We start from the raw sequence: 18,492 nt of genomic DNA, 5'->3' as shown, positions 1-18,492 counted from the left end.
CAGCCGCTTTCGGCTCGCATTCCGGGAAAGCAGCCTGTCCCGCTCAAGCGTTGAGGTTGAACTGGCAACTAGTTCGCAATTTGGGAGGAAAGCGAGAGAGGTCGAACAGTTCCTCAGTGGCTCAGCGCGGAGCTAAACAGAGGAACAAAATTAGCAACCTCTTCATAGCTCATGGATCGATCAAATTGACTTGATTCTGCCTTGTTCTGCTCGATAAACGCTTGAGGAGCCAATAAGACGGTTTCGAAATCGCTGTGTTGAAGCCAGCGCTCGTCATTAGTCATAAACGCTGCGCGGCGGCGATAGCCAGCAGCTTGTCTCATGGTGAGCTTCCCGTCTGGCGGCTTGTTCTCGAAATGAATTGCAAACCTGACGGAGTCAGCCTCAAGCACGAAGAAGACATCGGTTTCGCTTTGGCTTCCGTCGGGCAAAGGGCACCAACAGTGCCTCCACCAATAATCCGGTAGCCCTCTCGCCTTGCTCAATTCCCGATCAAGCAACTTGAAGTCGTGGGCATGCCGAGAGAACCGGCCTCCCTTTAGCACCCAGATTCGGAACTCATGATTGGCAATGAATACCTCGGCGAAGGCTTGATCCAGTTCTTTTTCGCTTATGCGCCTCACGCTCATCAGACATGCCCGAACAAGTTAGGCATGGAGGCTAATGCATCAAACTATGAGGAACAAGGCTATCACCCGCTAATGGGTCGTTAGCAGACGGTCGGCTTTCTTATCGCGATAGGCGCAAATCGGATATAGGACTAGCACCACGGCTCGCGCCTGCCAGTCCAGGTTCGGGCTAACCCTTCCGCTACAAGCTGGTCGCCTACAGAATATCCATCGACGACTACCACGGCGAGGGTGCGCCCGTACCGATCTTTTCCTTGCCGATAGAGCGTTATAGGTCCCGATAAGAGCTGAGAAAGCCTGTCACGCGCTGCTAGCGCCAGGTCGCGCTCATAAGGGCAATCCCCGTTGATCTCTGGCGCATCAATGTCTGCCAGCCGAATTTTCTCGCCAGCAAGCCAGATTGTGTCACCATCGACCACACAATTGTCCCTAGGGCCGGGTGAGCATATCCCCAATGCCAATGCTGCAAAAAACATCGGTTAGAGTGATATCTCGCTTGCAGAAGCAGTGTATGTGAGTTCCCACGATGCCTGACCGAGCCCTCCACCGCCAAATGGACCGTTAGTGAACTGTTTGAAGCGCATTGTTACGCCATCTTTGTTCCAAACAACGATCTCACCTTCGCGTGCAAGAATTGACTTGCTTGTTTCACGTTGAACCATTGGCTGGCCATACTTTGCGGACAGCGCGCCAAGAACCTTGTCAGAGCACCTACCACCCAGCGAACCCTTGCCTTTTACTTTGACGGCATCAACCACGCCAGACTTGTGTTGGATCTCTACCTCGGCTTCGCAACCTTCGAGGATGACAACGTCCTCAACTTCAACTTGGTTCTTATGCCATTTTACCTTCCCTTTTTGTTTCGGGTAGGCAGCCCGGATGTCATCTATCGACATTCCAGCACGCGCTTTGTCCCATAGGATGGGCCGAGCATCGTTGGGATCAATTTGAGCGTGGGCTGGGATTAGAGGCAGGGATAATACTATGCCCAAGGTTGCTGTCGTGATTCGCTTCCTCATGTATCCTCCCCTTAACCGCCCCCTTCTAATCTGGCTCCATGCGCAAGGCTAGTAGTCATAGTGAAAGCCCCGCCACACTTTCGCATGACGGGGCCAGAATGCCGGTCTTAGAGTGCTGAGTTAACTAGCCGCGCCAAGAATCCGATCAATGTCCGCGATGGTTCCGCGCGAGTAATCCTCGGACCAAATGCCAAGGGTTTCGTTGTCCATCTCAAGGAGATGATTAAGTTTCCAGCGCAGGGCTGCGCCGTCTGGTGCGGGCGTATCGAGAATGACTAGCGTGGCATCGCTGATTTCTTCTGCCAGCCTGTCCAGCTCCTCATGAGAGGCGTGATAGTCGCGATATAGGCGGGGGTTGGCATCCATGTATCGCTTTCGCTGTGGGTTGAAGCCTCGCATCCGTGGGATACCTGCATCGTCCTCGATTGCCTGTAGTCGATCCTCAATCGGCTCAACGACAGTCTTGAGATAGCGATCATATGCGGCCTCTTTTTCGGAAAGCACGCGCTGGGCATTTTTCCAATCTGCTCGGCTTGCCTTGGCTGCAGCGGTTGCGGGAAGAGAAGCCACCACTGTCGCTGCTGCGCTTCCTGCGATGAAGTTTCTGCGTGTAGCGCGCAATGAGGTAAGCTAGTGTGCCAGCCCCTCCGGCATTTCTTGAGGATGAAGAGACCGCTTTCGATCCCGCCCGGATGGTGGACCCGGATTGGGATGCGATAGACTGGCTGTTTGTAGATGGCTCAAGGCAGTTTTCGGGCGACGGTGAGGCGGGATAGGGGCCGTTTGCTATGCGGTAGCGCCCGCGACTAAACAGTGCTCATGGATAGCCAACCAACTGAGACTTCCGACCTTGATGCTCAGAAGTCCTTGGTGTGCATGATCCCAAAGCTCCCAAAGGCTATAAGCTACCGCTTCCGAAATGCGCTCGACCACATTGATCGCGCTCAGGCTCTCTTGCCCATCGACCGCGAGATGGCATCGTTTCGAGCGATCACTGGAGAAGAAGAGTCAGCAACCGCTCTGATGATGGCAATTCAGTCCAAGGGCTACCCTGACGCGGGAAAATTTAACCTGCGGAACCACATGCACAAGGCCGCAGTAATGGCTTGCGTTATTAGTATGGCCCCGAAGTTAGAACCGGTATTAAAAGAGTTTCAACTGATCTTCGACTTCGAGAAATGTCGGATAGACCTTAAGGTACCTCTCTCCAATTTCGATATCGAGGGCGGAGAAAATTACGGACTCCAATTCGTTGAGCCGCTTGGCTTCGTTCATGGCAAAGAGGGTGGAGGTGAAAGTGACATTTTCAACACCGCATTAGAGAGTCTGGCCGCTGGGCAGGGCTACGAACATGCACGTCAGTTCATTGCCAAACGAGCGAACGATAGAAACACACTACTTTATGCGAGTGACGCCGGAATGCCTGCGAGCAAGGCTACGCGACAAGCGCTAGAAAACCGCAAAAACCGCTCCCTCATACTTCTGTCCCTGGCGATTATGGTTTTGCAGGCGAAGGGACATCAGCCCATGGTGAAGCAAGCCATCCCTGCATTTCTCCGTGTGATTGGAAAGGCGGAAAAGACGACCTAATGTCGCACCGAAATGACGCACTGTGTGGGAGCAAATGTGGGAGCGGATTTCAAGCCCCACTTGAAACGCCCGTGTTTACAAGGCTTTAGGTAAAGTGAATGGCTCCCCGAGTTGGATTCGAACCAACGACCAAGTGATTAACAGTCACCTACTCTACCGCTGAGCTATCGGGGAGCAGCCTCTTGCGGGCAAGGCCAGCGCCTATAACAGTGCGTTTGCGCAATGCAAGCGGCGTAATGCGATTTTTCAGCCTTACGGCGCGTCACACCACGAATTGTTCGGCGACAATGCGCTCGTCCAGCGCGTGGCCGGGATCGAACAGCAGTGTCAGTTCGCGGTCGCGGTCGATCTCGAGCGCGACTTCGGCGACATCGCGCAGCTCGCGCTGGTCGGCCACTGCTGATACGGGCCGCTTGTCCGGCTCGCGCACGCGGAATTTGACGCGCGAGCGATCGGGCAGAATGGCCCCGCGCCAGCGCCGCGGGCGGAATGCCGAGATCGGGGTGAGGGCGAGCAGCTGCGAATCAAGCGGCAGGATCGGGCCATTGGCCGAGAGGTTGTAGGCAGTCGATCCGGCAGGCGTCGCCACCAGCACACCATCGCACACCAGCTCCTCGATCCGGATCCGGTCGTCGACCGATACTTCGATCTTGGCGGTCTGGCGCGTTTCACGCAGCAGCGAAACCTCGTTGATGGCGGGGAAGCTGTGCGTCTTCCCGTCCTGCGTCACCGCTTCCATGCACAGCGGGGCGATGGTCATCGCGCGCGCCTTGGCGAGACGTTTCATGATATTGGCCCCGTTGCGGTACCTGTTCATGAGGAAACCGACTGTGCCGAGGTTCATGCCGTAGACCGGTTTGACGCTGCCAGCATCGAGCATGGCGTGGAGCGTTTGCAGCATGAACCCGTCACCGCCCAGCACGATCGCCGCGTCGGCCTGGTCTAGCGGCACGAAATCATGCGTGGCCGCAACATCCTGCGCTGCCGCCTGCGCGCGTTCGGTATCCGATACCAATAGCGCGAGGCGCTCGAAAGCTGGCGAATTCGGCACGTAATCTCCCGTGAAGACCGACTGGCTGACCGGCCCATAGCAGTGCGGTAAACTATGAGGCACTGTCCCATTTAGCAACGCGTTCGCGCAAGGCGATGTCGCTTTTGTACAATGGCGCTAGGGCGGGCGGGATGTTTGTTGCTGAAAAACCATCGCTCCGCGAGGGCTACTACGCGGTGCCCGGTGCGCGTGCCGCGTCGCTGGAGACGGACCTGCTTGCCTCATTGCATGGCGATGAGATCGAGGTGCTGTTCCAGCCCCAATACCGCGTATCCGACGATAAGATATACGGGGCCGAGGCGTTAACGCGCTGGCGGCATCCGACTTTGGGCACAATCGGCGCGCCCGAACTGTTTTCGGTTGCTGAACGCGCAGGATGCGTCGAGCAGGTTTCCCAGCGCATCTTCAGGATCGCCCTGTCTCACGCATCTCACTGGCCGAAAGGTCTTTCGCTTTCGCTCAATGCTACCCCAGGCGAATTGATCGAGAACCGGTTCGTCGAGAAGCTTTCTGCCATGGCGGCCTGGGCGCGGCGCGACCCGGCTTCGATTACGGTCGAGATCACCGAGGACGCGCTGCTCGATGATATTGAGCGGGCCGGCGAAGCTTCCCATCGCTTGCAACAACTTGGCTTCAAGGTGGCGCTGGACGACTTCGGGGCTGGTTTCTGCAACTTCAGCTATCTCAAGCGCCTCTCGCTCGATTCGCTCAAGCTTGACCGCTCGATGATTGAAGGACTGACCTACGATGACCGCGATGTAGCGGTGCTGCGCGGAATAGTGGCGATGGCCAAGGCGCTCTCGCTCGATGTGGTGGCCGAAGGTGTCGAGCGTGGGAGCCAGCTGGAGATCATCCGTCAGGAAGGCTGCCATATCTACCAGGGCTATCTGCGAGCGACGCCGATGGCACCGGAGACCTTTACCCAGCTCGTCCGCCGCTAGGCTGCTCTTTTCGCCCCATCGTCGGCGCGCCCGACGATCCGGCTAAGTCCCTTGGTCAGCTGGTACAGGCCGTTGAGGCGCGATTGCGGATCGCCCCATGCGCGGTTGATCACCAGCTTCATGTCGGGCCGCAGCTTGGCGGTGCCCTTGAGCCGTTCGACATAATCCAGCAGGCCGACCGGATCGGGGAAATGATCCTTGTGGAAGGTGACGAGCGTGCCTTGCGCGCCCACATCGATCTTGGCGATATGCGCGGCGACGGCCTGATGCTTGATCTCGATCAGGCGAATGAGGTTCGACGTTGCATCAGGGAGCGGGCCGAAACGGTCGATCATCTCGGCTGCCATGGCTTCGATCTCGGCCTTGTCCTGCGCGTCGTTAAGGCGGCGATAGAGCGCCATACGCACCGCTAGGTCTGGCACGTAATCTTCCGGAATCATGATCGGTGCATCAACGGTGATCTGCGGGCTGAAGGCATCCTCCTTCGCTTCGAGCCCCATTTCGCCTGCCTTGGCGGCGAGGATCGCGTCCTCCAGCATCGACTGATAAAGCTCGAAGCCGACTTCCTTGATATGTCCCGACTGCTCATCGCCGAGGAGGTTGCCCGCACCGCGAATGTCGAGGTCATGGCTGGCCAGCTGGAAGCCCGCGCCAAGCGAATCGAGGTCGCTCAGCACCTTCAGGCGCTTCTCCGCGACTTCCGACAGGGCCGTGTCCCTGGCAGTCGTCAGATAGGCATAGGCGCGCAGCTTCGCGCGCCCGACGCGTCCGCGTAGCTGGTACATCTGGGCAAGGCCGAAGCGATTGGCTTTGTGAATGATGATGGTATTCGCGCTCGGGATATCGAGGCCGCTCTCGACGATAGTGGTCGACAGCAGCACTTCGTACTTGCGATCATAGAACGCGCCCATGCGCTCTTCGACTTCGGAAGGTGACATTTGCCCGTGCGCGGTAACAACGTTCACTTCGGGCACGTGCTCGTGCAACCATTCCTCGACTTCGGGCATATCGGCTATGCGCGGCACGACGATAAAGCTTTGCCCGCCGCGATGATGTTCGCGCAGCAGCGCCTCGCGCATCACCATGTCGTCCCATTCCATCACATATGTGCGCACCGCGAGGCGGTCGACCGGCGGCGTTTGGATGGTTGAGAGTTCGCGCAGGCCCGTCATCGCCATCTGCAAAGTGCGCGGGATGGGCGTAGCGGTGAGCGTCAGCATATGGACATTGGCGCGCAGCTGCTTGAGCTTCTCCTTGTGCGTCACTCCGAAGCGCTGTTCTTCGTCGACAATCACGAGCCCGAGATCGCGGAATTTCGTGTTCTTCGAGAGGATGGCATGTGTGCCGATCACGATATCGATATCGCCCTTGGCGAGACCCTCGCGCGTGTCCCCCATCTCCTTCGCCGGAACCAGGCGCGACAGGCGGCCAATCTTTAGCGGGAAGCCCGAGAAGCGCTCCGTAAAGCTGGTGTAGTGCTGGCGTGCGAGCAGCGTGGTCGGAGCGATGAGAGCGACCTGCTGACCGTTCATCGCCGCGACGAATGCCGCACGCAGGGCGACTTCAGTTTTGCCGAAACCGACATCGCCGCAAACAAGGCGGTCCATCGGCCTGCCGCTCTCAAGATCGCGGAGCACATCCGCGATAGCGCGGTCTTGGTCGTCGGTTTCTTCCCACGGGAAGCGGTCGGTGAACTGGCGCAGGCTCGCTTCTTCGGCTTCGAAGACCGGCGCCTTCTTGAGCGCGCGGGCGGCGGCCGTTTTCATCAGCTCGCTTGCGATTTCGCGGATGCGTTCTTTGAGGCGCGAGCGGCGCTTCTGCCATGCTTCCCCGCCCAATCTGTCGAGCATGACATCGTCTTCGCTCGAGCCATACCGGCTGAGCACGTCGATATTTTCGACCGGGATGTAGAGCTTGTCACCGCCCTTATAGGACAGCATCACACAGTCGTGCTGGCTTTTGCCGACCTTGATCGGTTCGAGCCCGAGATACTTGCCAATCCCATGCTCGACATGGACCACCAAGTCGCCGCGAGTGAGCGCTTGTAGCTCGGCCAGGAAAGCATCCGAATCCTTGCGTTTCTTCCTGCGGCGAACGAGCCGATCACCCAGGATTTCGTGCTCGGTCAGAAGTTCGAGGGTGTCATTGGCGAAGCCCGCGTCGAGCGGCAGGACCATAGCCGCCGCTTTTCCCTTCGCGGCCAGTCCCAAGGCTTCCTGCCAGCTTTCCGCGTGGGCGACCTTCGCGCCAGTCTCTTCGATGATCGATACGATCCGCGCGCGGCTGCCCTTGGAATTGCAGGCCAATAGCGGACGCCTGCCCGATTTCGCGATTGCCATGATGTGGCCTGCGGCGGCTTCATAGGCATTCTCTCCGCGTGCACGCTCGGGTGCGAAGTCGCGGCCCGAACGGAACTCGAAATCGATCACGCCGTCGCGGCCAGGTTCGGGAAGCGCAACTGCGCGGTGGACGGGCCAGTCGGCCAGCGCAGAATCGAGTTCGCCCGAAGTGAGGTAGAGCGCATCGGCATCGAGCGGGCGGAAGCTACCGGCTGCTTGGCCGGCCGTGTCGGCGCGGGCCTTGCGATAATCCGCGACGTCCTTGAGCCTTTCGCTGGCAGCCTGCATCGCGCTGCTGTCGATTACGACCAGGTCTTTATCGCCAAGGTGATCGAACAAAGTGCTGAGTTTGTCTTCGAACATCGGAAGCCAATGCTCCATTCCGGCAAGTCGCCTGCCTTCGCTGACCGCCTGGTAGAGCGGATCCTGTGTCCCGTTGGCACCGAACATCTCGCGATAGCGACTGCGGAAACGCTTGATACTGTCGTCGTCCAGCAGCGCTTCGCTGGCGGGTAGCAGGAGATGGCTGTCGAGCGTTCCTGTGCTCATCTGGGTGGACGGATCGAACAGGCGCAGGCTCTCGATCTCGTCGCCGAAGAAGTCGAGCCGCAAACCTTGATCAAGGCCGGAAGGCCAGATGTCGACAATCGAGCCACGCATGGCGAATTCGCCTGCGTCTACTACAGTGTCGACCCGGCTATAACCCTGCCGCCTTAGCAGTGCGGCAAGGCTTTCGTGCCCGATCTGTGTGCCGACCTTGAACTCGCGCACGCTTTCGCGAATTCGGAAAGGCGATAGCGCGCGCTGGAGCACCGCGTTGATCGTAGTCACGATTAGTTGCTTCTCGTTGCCGCCTGCCTGCAGGCGATGCAGCGCTGCCAGTCGGGAGGCGCTGATCGATAGAGCCGGGCTGGCGCGGTCGTAGGGCAGGCAATCCCATGCCGGGAATTCGAGCACTTCGAGTTCGGGTGCAAAGTAATGCGTGGTTTCGCTCATTGCGCGCATCGCTGAGTCGTCAGGCGCAATGAAGACAGCGCGCTTGCTCGCTGCACGGGCAAGGTCGCTCAGCACCAGCGGATGCGCACCGCGGGCCAGACCAGCTAGCGTGAGCGGCTTCTCGGCTTTCAGAATTCGGGCAATGTCAGGCATGTGCAGTTTTAATCCGTGTGTCCGTGACACGTTCCGCACGCGCAAGCGGGCCCGCCGGAATTTTCCGACGTGCCGAGTATCTCAATCGCCTGAGCATGGGCAGGCTATGTCGCGCGACCTAGATAGTTACGTAGTCGAGCTTTTGCATCGCTTTCATCATAGCTCCACCGAAATCGGGCGGCACGGGCTGTGTCCCCATAGCCCAGGCCATCACGTCGACATCGTCCTGGTCGAGCAAGCGTTCGAACCATGCCAATTCGCTCTCTTGCCAAGAGGCATGATACCGATCGAAATAGCCACCGATCATGTAATCGGCCTCACGCGTACCGCGATGCCATGCGCGGAACTTGGCGCGAGCAAGGCGAGCATCGAATGTCAGAGCTTCGGGCATGAGAAAGGGGCGCTATCCTTTAAAGAACAGCGCCCCTCTGGCCAATCGTTCCGGTCAGATCAACCGAAGCTTTGGATTTTCGCCCGTTTAAGGGTGACTGTGGCTGAAGATGCTCTTTGTGCCCTCAACTAGGTCACGCCCGGATTCGTTGAGCTGTTTTAGAGCTTCTTCCCCGCCGGCAGCTTCTTCCAATGCGGCACGATATGTCGTTCTCCGTGCCGAATCATGCGTGTCGAAAGAAGCCATTCCGTCTGGCATATCCATAACGAGCAGCAGGTCATAATCGCCATTATGCAGGTAGTGGATCTGGACGGGCTTCATGCCGGCTGCCTCGCGTGCCGGATTGTAGTATTTTTCCGTCCTTTCGAGGAATTCACCCTCGGCACCGGGTGCCAAATCGATGAACCTCAGTTCCCAAGTCGTCCGAACCTCTTCTTCGCCATCTTGTGCGATTACAGGCGCAGCTGTGAATGCCATCGATGCGGCGGCGAGACTGAATGCGATTTTCTTGATCATGTATTCCCCCTTGTTGGTTGAAACACGACCCGTGCGGTTTGGCTTGTATCGTTTACCTTTTAATGCGCCCCAAGGTGAACGTTGCCATTGAAACCACCTAGAGGCCATTACTTACACAAATGCAAGTAGTGCCTCACTCTTCGCTTCTAGGCAGTTAGGCGTTAGAGGGAATACATGCGGCCCGACGTGCTCAATCCCCTGTTCGCCGAGATCGAATCCTTCGAAGGCGTTGGACCCAAATTGAAGAAGCCGCTTGAGAAGCTGGGCCTAGCTCGGGTTCGTGACCTGCTGTTCCACCTGCCCGAACGGTTCGTGACGCGCAGGCCCGTGCAGAATGTGGATGAAGCAGGCGAAGGCGAAAATATCGTCGTCGCGCTCACGCCCACTGAGCATCGCGCATCGCGCGGTTCACGCGGCCCCTACCGCGTCTTCGCGCAGGACGAGATCGGCAATCTTATCGCACTGACCTATTTCGGTCGCGCGTCCTTTACGGCGAAGAAGCAACTCCCTGTGGGCGAGAAGCGCTGGGTCGCAGGCAAGCTCGACCGTTATGGCGATATGCTGCAAATCGTCCATCCTGACCACGTGCTTGAACAGCCCGATGCATCGCTCAGTCACCTCAACGAGCCGGTCTATGCGCTGTCTGAAGGGTTGACCCAGCCTCGCGTCGCGTCGCTCGTTGCGCAGGCACTTGAGCGGGCACCCAATTTGTCCGAATGGATCGAATCGAGCCAGCTTGCGCAGGAAAAATGGCTGAGTTGGCGCGAGGCGCTTGAGGTTTCGCACAAGGGCGAAGCACCCGCGGCGCGTGACAGGCTGGCCTATGACGAGCTGTTTGCGAATGCGCTGGCGCTGATGTTGGTGCGGGCGGATAACCGGGCGCGGAAAGGCCAGCCTCTCAATGGTGACGGTCACCTGCGCGAAAAGCTTGAACTGCCATTTCCGCTTACCGGCGCACAGCGCCGTTCAATCGACGAGATTACCGGCGACATGGCGCAGGAAGCGCCGATGCTGCGGCTGCTTCAGGGCGATGTCGGTGCAGGCAAGACGGTGGTGGCGCTCGAATCCATGCTTGCCGCTATTGAGGCTGGCGCGCAGGCGGCGATGCTTGCGCCGACCGAAATCCTCGCGCGCCAGCACTACGCGACCTTGCGGGAGATGGCGGGGCCAACCGGTGTCGAAATTGCGCTGCTGACCGGACGTGACAAGGGTAAGACGCGCGAGTCGATCCTCCTGGGCCTGCTGGACGGCTCGATCGACCTTGTCGTTGGCACGCACGCCATTTTCCAGGACTCGGTGCAATACAAGAATCTGGGTCTGGTTGTCATCGACGAGCAGCATCGCTTCGGGGTCAACCAGCGGCTGCTTCTGACCAAGAAAGGCAGGCGGACACCGCACACGCTGGCGATGACTGCAACCCCGATCCCGCGCACGCTCACACTTGCGCAGTATGGCGAAATGGATGTCAGCCGGCTCGACGAAATGCCGCCAGGGCGCCAGCCGATCGATACGCGCGTGGTATCGCAAGGGCGGCTGGAAGAGATTGTCGGCGGCGTCGCGCGGCACGTGGAAAGCGGGCAGCAGGCTTACTGGGTCTGCCCAATGGTGCGCGATAGCGAGGTCGCGGATATCGCCGCTGCCGAAGCGCGCTATGCGACGTTGAAGGAGCGTTTTGGTGATCAGGTCGCGCTGGTTCACGGTCAGCTCAAGCCGGAGATGAAGGATGCGGAAATGGAGCGCTTCGTCGCCGGCGAGGCGAAGCTGCTGGTGGCTACTACGGTGATCGAAGTCGGGGTCGATGTTCCGGCGGCCACACTAATGGTCATCGAGCAGGCGGAGCGGTTTGGCCTGGCCCAGCTGCACCAATTGCGTGGCCGCGTGGGTCGCGGGGCCGAAAAATCGGTCTGCCTGCTCCTGCGTGGAGAGGCTCTATCAGAGACCGGTGCCAAGCGCCTCGCGCTGATGCGCGAGACACAAGATGGCTTCCGGATCGCGGAGGAAGATCTTGAGCTGCGTGGAGGAGGCGAGCTCCTCGGCACGCGCCAGTCGGGTGATACACCATTCCGCCTTGCGACACTCGAGCAGATCCAGCGATTGCTGCCCAAGGCCCACGCTGATGCGCGGCTTTTGATCGAACGCGACGGCGGCCTCACAGGCGAGCGCGGTGAGGCCGCTCGCATACTACTCTATCTGCAAGAACGCGATTGGGGTGTGCAGTTGCTACGCGGAGGTTAGTCCGCGCGGTCCATCAATTGCGCGACAATCGCCCGCGCTGCCATGCTCACGTCTTCCCATGTATCGGCGAAGTTTTCTTCTCCGCCGTAGTAGGGATCGGCGACTGCGGCTCCTTCGCGGCCCGGTACCATATCCATCAGAAGGCAAACCCTCGCTTCGGATTCTCCCGGCGCAATCGCTTGGAGATTGCGCAGGTTCTCATGATCAAGTGCAAGGATATGTGTGAAGTTCTCGAAATCCGAGCGATCAGCCTGCCTTGCGACAAAGCCTGAAATATCGATCCCGTGCAGCGCTGCTACGGCGATTGATCGGGGGTCTGGTCCGCTCCCAGCATGATAGGCAGCCGTACCAGCGCTGTCGCAATATGCCTCAAGACCCGCTTCCTCGGCCGCCAACCGGAATGCAGCTTCTGCGAGCGGCGAGCGGCAGATATTGCCAAGGCACACAAAAAGCAGCGAGGGCCGCACCGGATCGGGAACCATCATCCTGATCGAATGCAGCCCTGCTGCTTGTGATTCAAGTAGTTATGTAGCGACTATGCGATCGCGCGCGATCCACCGCGCAGGTAGTTCACGTAAATGCCGTGAACGAGGCCTGGTACATACAGGATCAGCGTGAGGATCAAGTTGATCCAGAAATCGCGATCAAGCCCATGTTTCAATGCCACGCCAAGCGGCGGCAGAAGAATAGTAGCGATAAGTACGATAATGCCCATCATGGTGAAGTCCTCGGATTTTGTGTGCCGCCACAGTTTGTGGCCGCTCTTACTAAACCAATGACTTGGTGATGAATTTGTTCCGGTAGCGCTGATCCGAAAGCACGTTCAGGTCATTTCGTCGCCTGCATTCGCAACCGATTTGAGGTCGTCGCCAACACCGCGCACGGTATTGCAAGCACCCAGAGCAAGAGTGCTGATCAAAAGAATAATAGTGGCAAGACGCATCGGTAGAATCTCCTCCGGTTAACTTTCGCTATCGCTTTGGAATTTCTGCGCAAGTTTATTCCCTGAATGAATTTGTCTAGCAGAAATTGGTCGGGGAGAGAGGATTCGAACCTCCGGCCCCTGCCTCCCGAAGACAGTGCTCTACCAGGCTGAGCTACTCCCCGACCATATCGCCCTCACATAGCTGTTCAAAAGCCATGAGGCGAGGCAAGGGCGGCCCTATAGGAGCGCCAAAGCGGGGTGGCAAGCGGGGACTTGCGCGTTTAGGGATTGACCATGGCAACTGCGTCGATTCCTTCTGAGCTCGTCGGCCCGGGACATCCCGAATGGCAATATCTCGACCTCATGCGGCGCATTTGGGAGGAAGGCAGCGAGCGGGTTGATCGCACCGGCATCGGCACTCGTTCGGTTTTCGGTGCGACGTTACGCTTCGATCTTGCCGATGGTGCGATGCCGCTCATCACAACCAAGCGGGTCTATTGGAAGACCGCGACGCGCGAGATGCTGTGGTTCCTGACCGGCGAGACCAATATCCGCCCGCTCGTCTTGCAAGGTGTGAAAATCTGGAACGAGTGGCCGCACGCCCGCTATGTGAACGAAACGGGCGACGAGATTGTACTTGACGATTTTGTCCAGCGCATCGCCGATGACGAGGATTTCGCCGAACGATGGGGCGATCTCGGCCCGGTTTACGGCAAGCAATGGGTGGATTGGCCGACTTATCGCTATCGCAAGGATGGGACTTACGAGAAGGGCGATGGGATTAATCAGGTCGCGCGGGTGGCCGAAAGTCTGAAGACCAGTCCCGGGAGCCGCCGGCACATCATCGAAGGATGGAATGTTGCCGAGCTAGACCAGATGGCGCTGCCACCCTGTCACAAGACTTACCAGTTCCATGTCGCGGGTGGTCGCCTCAACTGTTTGCTCTATCAACGCAGCTGTGATGTCGCTCTAGGACTACCTTTCAACCTGTGGTCGGGTGCGCTGCTGCAACGGATGATGGCGCAGCAAGTCGGGCTCGAACCGGGCGAATTCGTCTGGATGGGCGGAGATACACATCTCTATCTCAACCACGAACACCTCATCACCGAGCAATTAAAGCGGGAACCGCAAAGCGATCCGCGGCTTGAGATAGTGCGCGTACCGGACAGCATTTTCGGCTACCGGATCGAGGATTTCATAGTGCAAGGCTATACGCCGCACCCACCGATCAAAGCACCCGTGGCTGTCTGAGTGCGTCACCCGAATCTTGACCGGGGAAACGGGTTGTAATATTATGTCGCAATCGTAAAATTTTGCGTCAGCGGCCCTTACTTCGGTCGGTCGTGCAGGGGAGAGTTATCGATGGCCGATGGGGCCAAGAGCAATGAATCGCAGCGCTCAAACAAGCCGGCGCTGTCTCTGCATGTGCCGGAGCCGAAGTTTCGCCCCGGTGACACGGCCGATTTCAACCATTTCGACATTCCCGATGCAGGTGCGCAGCCACGGCCTGATGAAGCTTGTGATGCGAAGGACACTCTCCCGTTCGCTTATGACCTGATCCGCGTGCTTGGCGATGATGACAATGCTCATGGACCGTGGGATCCCAAGCTCGACCCCGATACACTGCGCCAGATGCTGGCTAACATGGCGATGGTGCGCGCCTTCGATGAGCGCATGTTCCGCGGCCAGCGGCAGGGCAAGACTTCATTCTACATGAAGTGCACCGGCGAGGAAGCTACCAGCGTCGCCGCGGCTATGGCGCTTGCGAGCGACGACATGGTCTTCCCGAGCTACCGCCAACAAGGCGTGCTGATCGTTCGTGACTATCCGTTGGTCGAGATGATCAACCAGATCTATTCGAACAGGGCGGACAAGCTTAAAGGCCGGCAGTTGCCAATCATGTACTCGAGCCGCGAGCACAGCTTCTTTTCGATCTCCGGCAACCTGGCGACGCAGCTACCGCAAGCCGTTGGCTGGGCAATGGCAAGCGCGATCAAGGAAGACACACGCATCGCTGCGACATGGGTAGGCGAGGGCAGCACCGCGGAAGGAGACTTCCACTCTGCCTGCACGTTCGCGACCGTCTATAACGCGCCGGTGATCCTCAATGTGATCAACAACCAGTGGGCGATCTCGAGCTTCTCCGGTTTCGCGGGCGCCGAACGCACCACCTTTGCCGCGCGTGCATTGGGCTATGGCCTTGCCGCGCTGCGCGTTGATGGGAATGACGCGCTCGCGGTCTATGCTTCGCAGCAATGGGCGGCCAACCGCGCACGCTCCAATGCTGGCCCGACACTGATCGAATACTTCACTTACCGCGCCGAAGGGCACTCAACCTCCGACGATCCATCGGTCTATCGTAGCGCGCAGGAGCGCGAAGAATGGCCGTTGGGCGATCCGGTCAATCGGCTTAAGAAGCACCTTATCGCGATTGGCGAATGGGATGAAGAGCGCCAGGAAGCGATGGACAAGGACGCAGCCGATCAGGTGAAGGCGGCGACTAAGGAAGCCGAGAAGAACGGTATCCTCGGTCACGGTCTGCACCATCCCTTCCGCACTATGTTCGAAGATGTGTTCGAGGAGCTGCCCTGGCATCTCAAGGAACAGGCCGCGCAGGCGACCCGCGAGCGCGAGATCAAATGGCCGGACGAGCACCCGATGGATGGAGCGGGCAAATGAACGCATCCGTGAAAGACAAGAACACCGAAGTGCAATCGGATGAACGCCGGATCAACATGATCGAGGCAATCAACGACGCGCTCGACGTCATGCTTGAACGCGATCCGGATGTGATCATCATGGGCGAGGATGTCGGCTACTTCGGCGGCGTGTTCCGCTGCACGGCGGGCTTGCAGGGAAAACACGGCAAGACCCGCGTGTTTGACACGCCAATCTCCGAATGCGGCATTATTGGCGTGGCGGTTGGGATGGGCGCCTATGGCCTTCGCCCGGTTCCCGAGATCCAGTTCGCGGACTACATTTATCCCGGTCTCGACCAGCTGGTCAGCGAGGCGGCGCGCCTGCGCTATCGCTCGGCGACCGAGTATATTGCTCCGATGACGGTCCGCTCGCCCTTTGGGGGAGGCATTTTCGGCGGCCAGACGCACAGCCAGAGCCCCGAAGCCATGTTTACTCATGTCTCGGGTCTAAAGACCGTGATCCCGTCGACGCCCTATGACGCCAAGGGCCTGCTGATCGCGGCTATCGAAGACAACGACCCGGTTATCTTCTTTGAGCCCAAGCGCATCTACAACGGCCCCTTCACCGGCTTTTACGACAAGCCGGTCGAGCCGTGGAAGAAGCACAAGGATAGCGTCGTTCCGGAAGGCTACTACCGCATCCCGCTGGGCGAGGCTCGGCATGTTTCCGAAGGCGAACAGCTGACCGTGCTGGCATATGGCACCATGGTCCACGTGGCCGAGGCAGTGTGCCGCGAGAAGGGTGTCGATGCCGATATTCTCGACCTGCGCACTCTGGTGCCGCTCGATATCGAAGCGATCGAGGCTTCGGTGAAGAAGACCGGGCGATGCATGATCGTCCATGAAGCGACGCGTACTTCCGGTTTCGGTGCCGAACTTTCGGCGCTGGTGACTGAGCGCTGCTTTTACCATCTCGAAGCGCCGGTCGAACGCGTCACCGGCTTCGATACACCCTATCCCCATAGCCTCGAATGGGCCTATTTCCCCGGTCCTGTCCGCATCGGCGAGGCAATCGACAAGATTTTGAGCGAGTAACCGCCATGGCGAAATTTACATTCAATATGCCTGATGTCGGTGAAGGTGTCGCAGAGGCCGAAGTGGTCGAATGGCACGTGAAGGTCGGCGATACGGTCGAGGAAGACCAGCACCTTGTTGACGTCATGACCGACAAGGCGACGATTGATATCGAGAGCCCGGTCGATGGCAAGGTGATCGAAGTCGCGGGCGAAGTCGGTGACACGATAGCTGTGGGCGCGATGCTGCTGGTGATCGAGGTCGAAGGCGAGGTTTCAGGCGAAGTCGAGGAGAAGGCGGCGGAAGCGGCAATTCCTCCCGATCCGAAATCCAAACAGGTTGAAGAGCGCATCGAAGTCGAAACTTCGGATGCGAGCGACGCCAATGATGCGCTGGCTGCCGATCCTGATCCCGAACCACTGCCGGAACCTACCCCGGCTCCCGCGCCGCAAGCGGGCGCCAAGGTGCTCGCTTCTCCTGCAGTGCGCGCTCGTGCGAATGACCTCGCGATCGATCTGGCAGAAGTGAAGCCGGCGGCCGATGGCCGTGTTCGCCACGCCGATCTCGATGCCTTCCTGTCGTACAACGGAGGTTTTGCGGCATCGGGGCGAGCCCGGTCGGACGAGGAAATCAAGGTAATCGGCCTGCGCAAGCGTATCGCGCAGAATATGGCGGCTTCGAAGCGCAACATTCCGCATTTCTCCTATGTCGAGGAATGCGACGTGACCGATCTGGAGAGGATGCGTGCGCAATTGAATGAGGGCAAGGGTGATCGCCCGAAGCTCACTATGCTGCCCTTGCTGATCGCCGCGATCACCAAGCTCGTGCCCGATTATCCGATGATCAATGCGCGTTATGATGATGAAGCCAATGTCGTCACCCGGCACGGCGCGGTGCACTTGGGAATGGCGGCGCAGACCGACAATGGCCTGATGGTCCCCGTTATCCGAGAAGCTCAGGCGAAAAACCTGTGGCAGCTCGCACGGGAGATCCAGCGGCTGGCAGAAGCGGCGCGCGACGGTTCGGCCAAGTCCGAAGAGCTATCCGGCTCCACACTGACGATTACATCGCTTGGTCCGCTTGGCGGCGTGGCAACCACGCCGGTGATCAATCGTCCGGAAGTTGCGATAATCGGTCCCAACCGGATTATCGAGCGCCCGATGTTCGTGATGGGAGCTGACGGGCAGGAGCGGATTGAGAAGCGCAAACTGATGAATATCTCGATCAGCTGCGATCACCGGGTGGTTGATGGCTATGATGCAGCAAGCTTCATCCAGGACATGAAAAAACTGATCGAAGCCCCGGCCAGACTCCTGGCCGACTGATCGAAAGTCAGCGCACGATCGCGCTGTAGGTGAGGCGACCCCGGCCAGGGGTTGCCTTCCAACGCAGATGCGTCACTCGGCCCGCACTGTTGCTGTCGGTAGCGTGCCAGCTGCGTCCGCCATCGGTCGATATCTCGACGCCTTCGGCGCTGGCGTTGAGGAAGCTCAGATCGCGCGGAACAGCTGCGGTCATTGTAACTGTCTCGGGTTCCCGTGAACGCCAATCGAGCAGTGTCACCACGCGGTCACCGCGGCGTAGGCTATTCGTGGCCGAAATCGTGCGGGCATCAACCGATCGAACTTCCTGATAAATAAAGGAGTTCAGGTTCACGTCGTTTGCGTGAGCCGGCCCGGTGAACATGGCCAGGATTGTCAGGCATTTGAGAATTCGGCGCATGTTTACCCCCGCGTCGTCCGCCCATTTGGCGTGCGAGAAGCGATGGCCTCAAAGGCCTCAAAATATGGTTAACAACGCGGTAAAATTCTTGCTTAGGTGCGCTCTGGAAGTAGGTCTCAAAATGGACCTCTAACGGTGTTGACAGCCCCTGCGCTCTAGCCTAGTGGCGCTGCTCCCAAGTGGCTGCGCGGGTGTAGCTCAGTTGGTTAGAGTGTCGGCCTGTCACGCCGAAGGTCGCGGGTTCAAGTCCCGTCACTCGCGCCACTTGGGGA

Annotated in this window: 20 protein-coding genes and 3 tRNA genes; 9 read left to right on the top strand and 14 right to left on the bottom strand. The window is 58.8% G+C overall.

Annotation, left to right across the window (positions count from 1 at the left end):
• Window positions 1–113 precede the first annotated feature (113 nt).
• The 4 genes from ACEWMW_RS12465 to ACEWMW_RS12450 form a co-directional block, all read right to left on the bottom strand.
• A complete protein-coding gene (locus tag ACEWMW_RS12465; protein ID WP_409414260.1) occupies window positions 114–629 on the bottom strand; it encodes a hypothetical protein in 516 nt (171 codons plus the stop codon).
• Between the two features lie 131 nt (window positions 630–760).
• Window positions 761–1,048: a thermonuclease family protein gene (locus ACEWMW_RS12460; RefSeq protein WP_409414259.1), complete on the bottom strand. Its 288-nt coding sequence runs from the start codon at window positions 1,046–1,048 to the stop codon at window positions 761–763.
• 60 nt (window positions 1,049–1,108) lie between these two features.
• Entirely contained in the window at window positions 1,109–1,648 is a 540-nt protein-coding gene (locus ACEWMW_RS12455) for a hypothetical protein (protein WP_409414258.1), read from the bottom strand.
• 120 nt (window positions 1,649–1,768) lie between these two features.
• A complete protein-coding gene (locus ACEWMW_RS12450; RefSeq protein ID WP_409414257.1) occupies window positions 1,769–2,218 on the bottom strand; it encodes a hypothetical protein in 450 nt (149 codons plus the stop codon).
• A gap of 65 nt (window positions 2,219–2,283) precedes the next feature.
• Between ACEWMW_RS12450 and ACEWMW_RS12445 the strand changes: the two genes are divergently transcribed.
• Both ACEWMW_RS12445 and ACEWMW_RS12440 read left to right on the top strand, forming a co-directional pair.
• Window positions 2,284–2,424: a hypothetical protein gene (locus tag ACEWMW_RS12445; RefSeq protein WP_409414256.1), complete on the top strand. Its 141-nt coding sequence runs from the start codon at window positions 2,284–2,286 to the stop codon at window positions 2,422–2,424.
• 43 nt (window positions 2,425–2,467) lie between these two features.
• A complete protein-coding gene (locus ACEWMW_RS12440) occupies window positions 2,468–3,238 on the top strand; it encodes a hypothetical protein (RefSeq protein ID WP_409414255.1) in 771 nt (256 codons plus the stop codon).
• A 99-nt stretch (window positions 3,239–3,337) separates the two neighbouring features.
• On the opposite strand, the gene ACEWMW_RS12435 is transcribed toward ACEWMW_RS12440, so the two are convergent.
• Window positions 3,338–3,412: transfer RNA gene (locus ACEWMW_RS12435), tRNA-Asn, on the bottom strand.
• Window positions 3,413–3,500: 88 nt separating this feature from the next.
• On the bottom strand, window positions 3,501–4,289 hold the full coding sequence (locus tag ACEWMW_RS12430) for an NAD kinase (RefSeq protein WP_409414465.1): 789 nt from the start codon (window positions 4,287–4,289) through the stop codon (window positions 3,501–3,503).
• Between the two features lie 131 nt (window positions 4,290–4,420).
• On the opposite strand from ACEWMW_RS12430, the gene ACEWMW_RS12425 reads away from it, so the two are divergent.
• Complete coding sequence (locus ACEWMW_RS12425) at window positions 4,421–5,230, top strand: EAL domain-containing protein (protein ID WP_409414254.1); 810 nt, start codon at window positions 4,421–4,423, stop codon at window positions 5,228–5,230.
• Here the strand turns inward: ACEWMW_RS12425 and mfd are convergent.
• From mfd to ACEWMW_RS12410, 3 genes are all read right to left on the bottom strand, one after another.
• Window positions 5,227–8,718, bottom strand: coding sequence for a transcription-repair coupling factor (gene mfd / locus ACEWMW_RS12420; protein WP_409414253.1), 3,492 nt, complete (start codon window positions 8,716–8,718; stop codon window positions 5,227–5,229). The two genes, ACEWMW_RS12425 and mfd, sit on opposite strands and share 4 nt — an antisense overlap.
• A gap of 118 nt (window positions 8,719–8,836) precedes the next feature.
• Window positions 8,837–9,109: an FAD assembly factor SdhE gene (locus ACEWMW_RS12415; RefSeq protein WP_409414252.1), complete on the bottom strand. Its 273-nt coding sequence runs from the start codon at window positions 9,107–9,109 to the stop codon at window positions 8,837–8,839.
• A gap of 87 nt (window positions 9,110–9,196) precedes the next feature.
• Window positions 9,197–9,625 (bottom strand): hypothetical protein, encoded by a 429-nt coding sequence (locus tag ACEWMW_RS12410; protein ID WP_409414251.1) that lies wholly within the window; start codon window positions 9,623–9,625, stop codon window positions 9,197–9,199.
• A gap of 174 nt (window positions 9,626–9,799) precedes the next feature.
• On the opposite strand from ACEWMW_RS12410, the gene recG reads away from it, so the two are divergent.
• Window positions 9,800–11,860 carry an ATP-dependent DNA helicase RecG gene (gene recG / locus ACEWMW_RS12405; protein WP_409414250.1) on the top strand — a complete coding sequence of 687 codons (2,061 nt, stop codon included), beginning with the start codon at window positions 9,800–9,802 and terminating at the stop codon, window positions 11,858–11,860.
• Here recG and ACEWMW_RS12400 read toward each other — a convergent pair.
• The 4 genes from ACEWMW_RS12400 to ACEWMW_RS12385 form a co-directional block, all read right to left on the bottom strand.
• Complete coding sequence (locus tag ACEWMW_RS12400) at window positions 11,857–12,342, bottom strand: low molecular weight protein-tyrosine-phosphatase (RefSeq protein WP_409414464.1); 486 nt, start codon at window positions 12,340–12,342, stop codon at window positions 11,857–11,859. The genes recG and ACEWMW_RS12400 overlap by 4 nt on opposite strands.
• A gap of 53 nt (window positions 12,343–12,395) precedes the next feature.
• Window positions 12,396–12,578 carry a YqaE/Pmp3 family membrane protein gene (locus tag ACEWMW_RS12395; RefSeq protein WP_462937818.1) on the bottom strand — a complete coding sequence of 61 codons (183 nt, stop codon included), beginning with the start codon at window positions 12,576–12,578 and terminating at the stop codon, window positions 12,396–12,398.
• A gap of 105 nt (window positions 12,579–12,683) precedes the next feature.
• Window positions 12,684–12,803 (bottom strand): entericidin, encoded by a 120-nt coding sequence (locus ACEWMW_RS12390; RefSeq protein ID WP_409414249.1) that lies wholly within the window; start codon window positions 12,801–12,803, stop codon window positions 12,684–12,686.
• Window positions 12,804–12,890: 87 nt separating this feature from the next.
• Window positions 12,891–12,967: transfer RNA gene (locus tag ACEWMW_RS12385), tRNA-Pro, on the bottom strand.
• 112 nt (window positions 12,968–13,079) lie between these two features.
• Here ACEWMW_RS12385 and thyA point away from each other — a divergent pair.
• The 4 genes from thyA to ACEWMW_RS12365 all read left to right on the top strand — a co-directional run bounded on the left by thyA (window position 13,080) and on the right by ACEWMW_RS12365 (window position 17,823).
• Window positions 13,080–14,036 (top strand): thymidylate synthase, encoded by a 957-nt coding sequence (thyA, locus tag ACEWMW_RS12380; RefSeq protein ID WP_409414248.1) that lies wholly within the window; start codon window positions 13,080–13,082, stop codon window positions 14,034–14,036.
• Between the two features lie 111 nt (window positions 14,037–14,147).
• Complete coding sequence (locus tag ACEWMW_RS12375) at window positions 14,148–15,464, top strand: 3-methyl-2-oxobutanoate dehydrogenase (2-methylpropanoyl-transferring) subunit alpha (RefSeq protein ID WP_409414247.1); 1,317 nt, start codon at window positions 14,148–14,150, stop codon at window positions 15,462–15,464.
• Window positions 15,461–16,519, top strand: coding sequence for an alpha-ketoacid dehydrogenase subunit beta (locus ACEWMW_RS12370; RefSeq protein ID WP_409414246.1), 1,059 nt, complete (start codon window positions 15,461–15,463; stop codon window positions 16,517–16,519). The genes ACEWMW_RS12375 and ACEWMW_RS12370 overlap by 4 nt, the downstream gene beginning before the upstream one ends.
• 5 nt (window positions 16,520–16,524) lie before the next feature.
• Entirely contained in the window at window positions 16,525–17,823 is a 1,299-nt protein-coding gene (locus ACEWMW_RS12365) for a dihydrolipoamide acetyltransferase family protein (RefSeq protein WP_409414245.1), read from the top strand.
• A 7-nt stretch (window positions 17,824–17,830) separates the two neighbouring features.
• Here the strand turns inward: ACEWMW_RS12365 and ACEWMW_RS12360 are convergent, their stop codons facing one another.
• Window positions 17,831–18,220 (bottom strand): hypothetical protein, encoded by a 390-nt coding sequence (locus ACEWMW_RS12360; protein WP_409414244.1) that lies wholly within the window; start codon window positions 18,218–18,220, stop codon window positions 17,831–17,833.
• A gap of 187 nt (window positions 18,221–18,407) precedes the next feature.
• Here ACEWMW_RS12360 and ACEWMW_RS12355 point away from each other — a divergent pair.
• A tRNA-Asp gene (locus ACEWMW_RS12355) sits at window positions 18,408–18,484 on the top strand.
• The last annotated feature ends 8 nt before the right edge of the window (window positions 18,485–18,492 follow it).

It is taken from the genome of Litorerythrobacter xanthomarinus (genome assembly GCF_046254955.1).
In the GTDB taxonomy this organism is placed as follows: Bacteria; Pseudomonadota; Alphaproteobacteria; order Sphingomonadales; family Sphingomonadaceae; genus Qipengyuania_C.
This window is presented reverse-complemented; position numbering and strand designations above follow the sequence as displayed.

Bases quoted from the DNA above. Each gene is read 5' to 3' on its own strand.
- ACEWMW_RS12465 (WP_409414260.1), bottom strand. From the start codon at position 629: ATGAGCGTGAGGCGCATAAGCGAAAAAGAACTGGATCAAGCCTTCGCC.
- ACEWMW_RS12455 (WP_409414258.1), bottom strand. From the start codon at position 1,648: ATGAGGAAGCGAATCACGACAGCAACCTTGGGCATAGTATTATCCCTG.
- ACEWMW_RS12440 (WP_409414255.1), top strand. From the start codon at position 2,468: ATGGATAGCCAACCAACTGAGACTTCCGACCTTGATGCTCAGAAGTCC.
- ACEWMW_RS12425 (WP_409414254.1), top strand. From the start codon at position 4,421: ATGTTTGTTGCTGAAAAACCATCGCTCCGCGAGGGCTACTACGCGGTG.
- mfd (WP_409414253.1), bottom strand. From the start codon at position 8,718: ATGCCTGACATTGCCCGAATTCTGAAAGCCGAGAAGCCGCTCACGCTA.
- ACEWMW_RS12415 (WP_409414252.1), bottom strand. From the start codon at position 9,109: ATGCCCGAAGCTCTGACATTCGATGCTCGCCTTGCTCGCGCCAAGTTC.
- ACEWMW_RS12410 (WP_409414251.1), bottom strand. From the start codon at position 9,625: ATGATCAAGAAAATCGCATTCAGTCTCGCCGCCGCATCGATGGCATTC.
- recG (WP_409414250.1), top strand. From the start codon at position 9,800: ATGCGGCCCGACGTGCTCAATCCCCTGTTCGCCGAGATCGAATCCTTC.
- ACEWMW_RS12400 (WP_409414464.1), bottom strand. From the start codon at position 12,342: ATGGTTCCCGATCCGGTGCGGCCCTCGCTGCTTTTTGTGTGCCTTGGC.
- ACEWMW_RS12395 (WP_462937818.1), bottom strand. From the start codon at position 12,578: ATGATGGGCATTATCGTACTTATCGCTACTATTCTTCTGCCGCCGCTT.
- ACEWMW_RS12390 (WP_409414249.1), bottom strand. From the start codon at position 12,803: ATGCGTCTTGCCACTATTATTCTTTTGATCAGCACTCTTGCTCTGGGT.
- thyA (WP_409414248.1), top strand. From the start codon at position 13,080: ATGGCAACTGCGTCGATTCCTTCTGAGCTCGTCGGCCCGGGACATCCC.
- ACEWMW_RS12375 (WP_409414247.1), top strand. From the start codon at position 14,148: ATGGCCGATGGGGCCAAGAGCAATGAATCGCAGCGCTCAAACAAGCCG.
- ACEWMW_RS12370 (WP_409414246.1), top strand. From the start codon at position 15,461: ATGAACGCATCCGTGAAAGACAAGAACACCGAAGTGCAATCGGATGAA.
- ACEWMW_RS12365 (WP_409414245.1), top strand. From the start codon at position 16,525: ATGGCGAAATTTACATTCAATATGCCTGATGTCGGTGAAGGTGTCGCA.
- ACEWMW_RS12360 (WP_409414244.1), bottom strand. From the start codon at position 18,220: ATGCGCCGAATTCTCAAATGCCTGACAATCCTGGCCATGTTCACCGGG.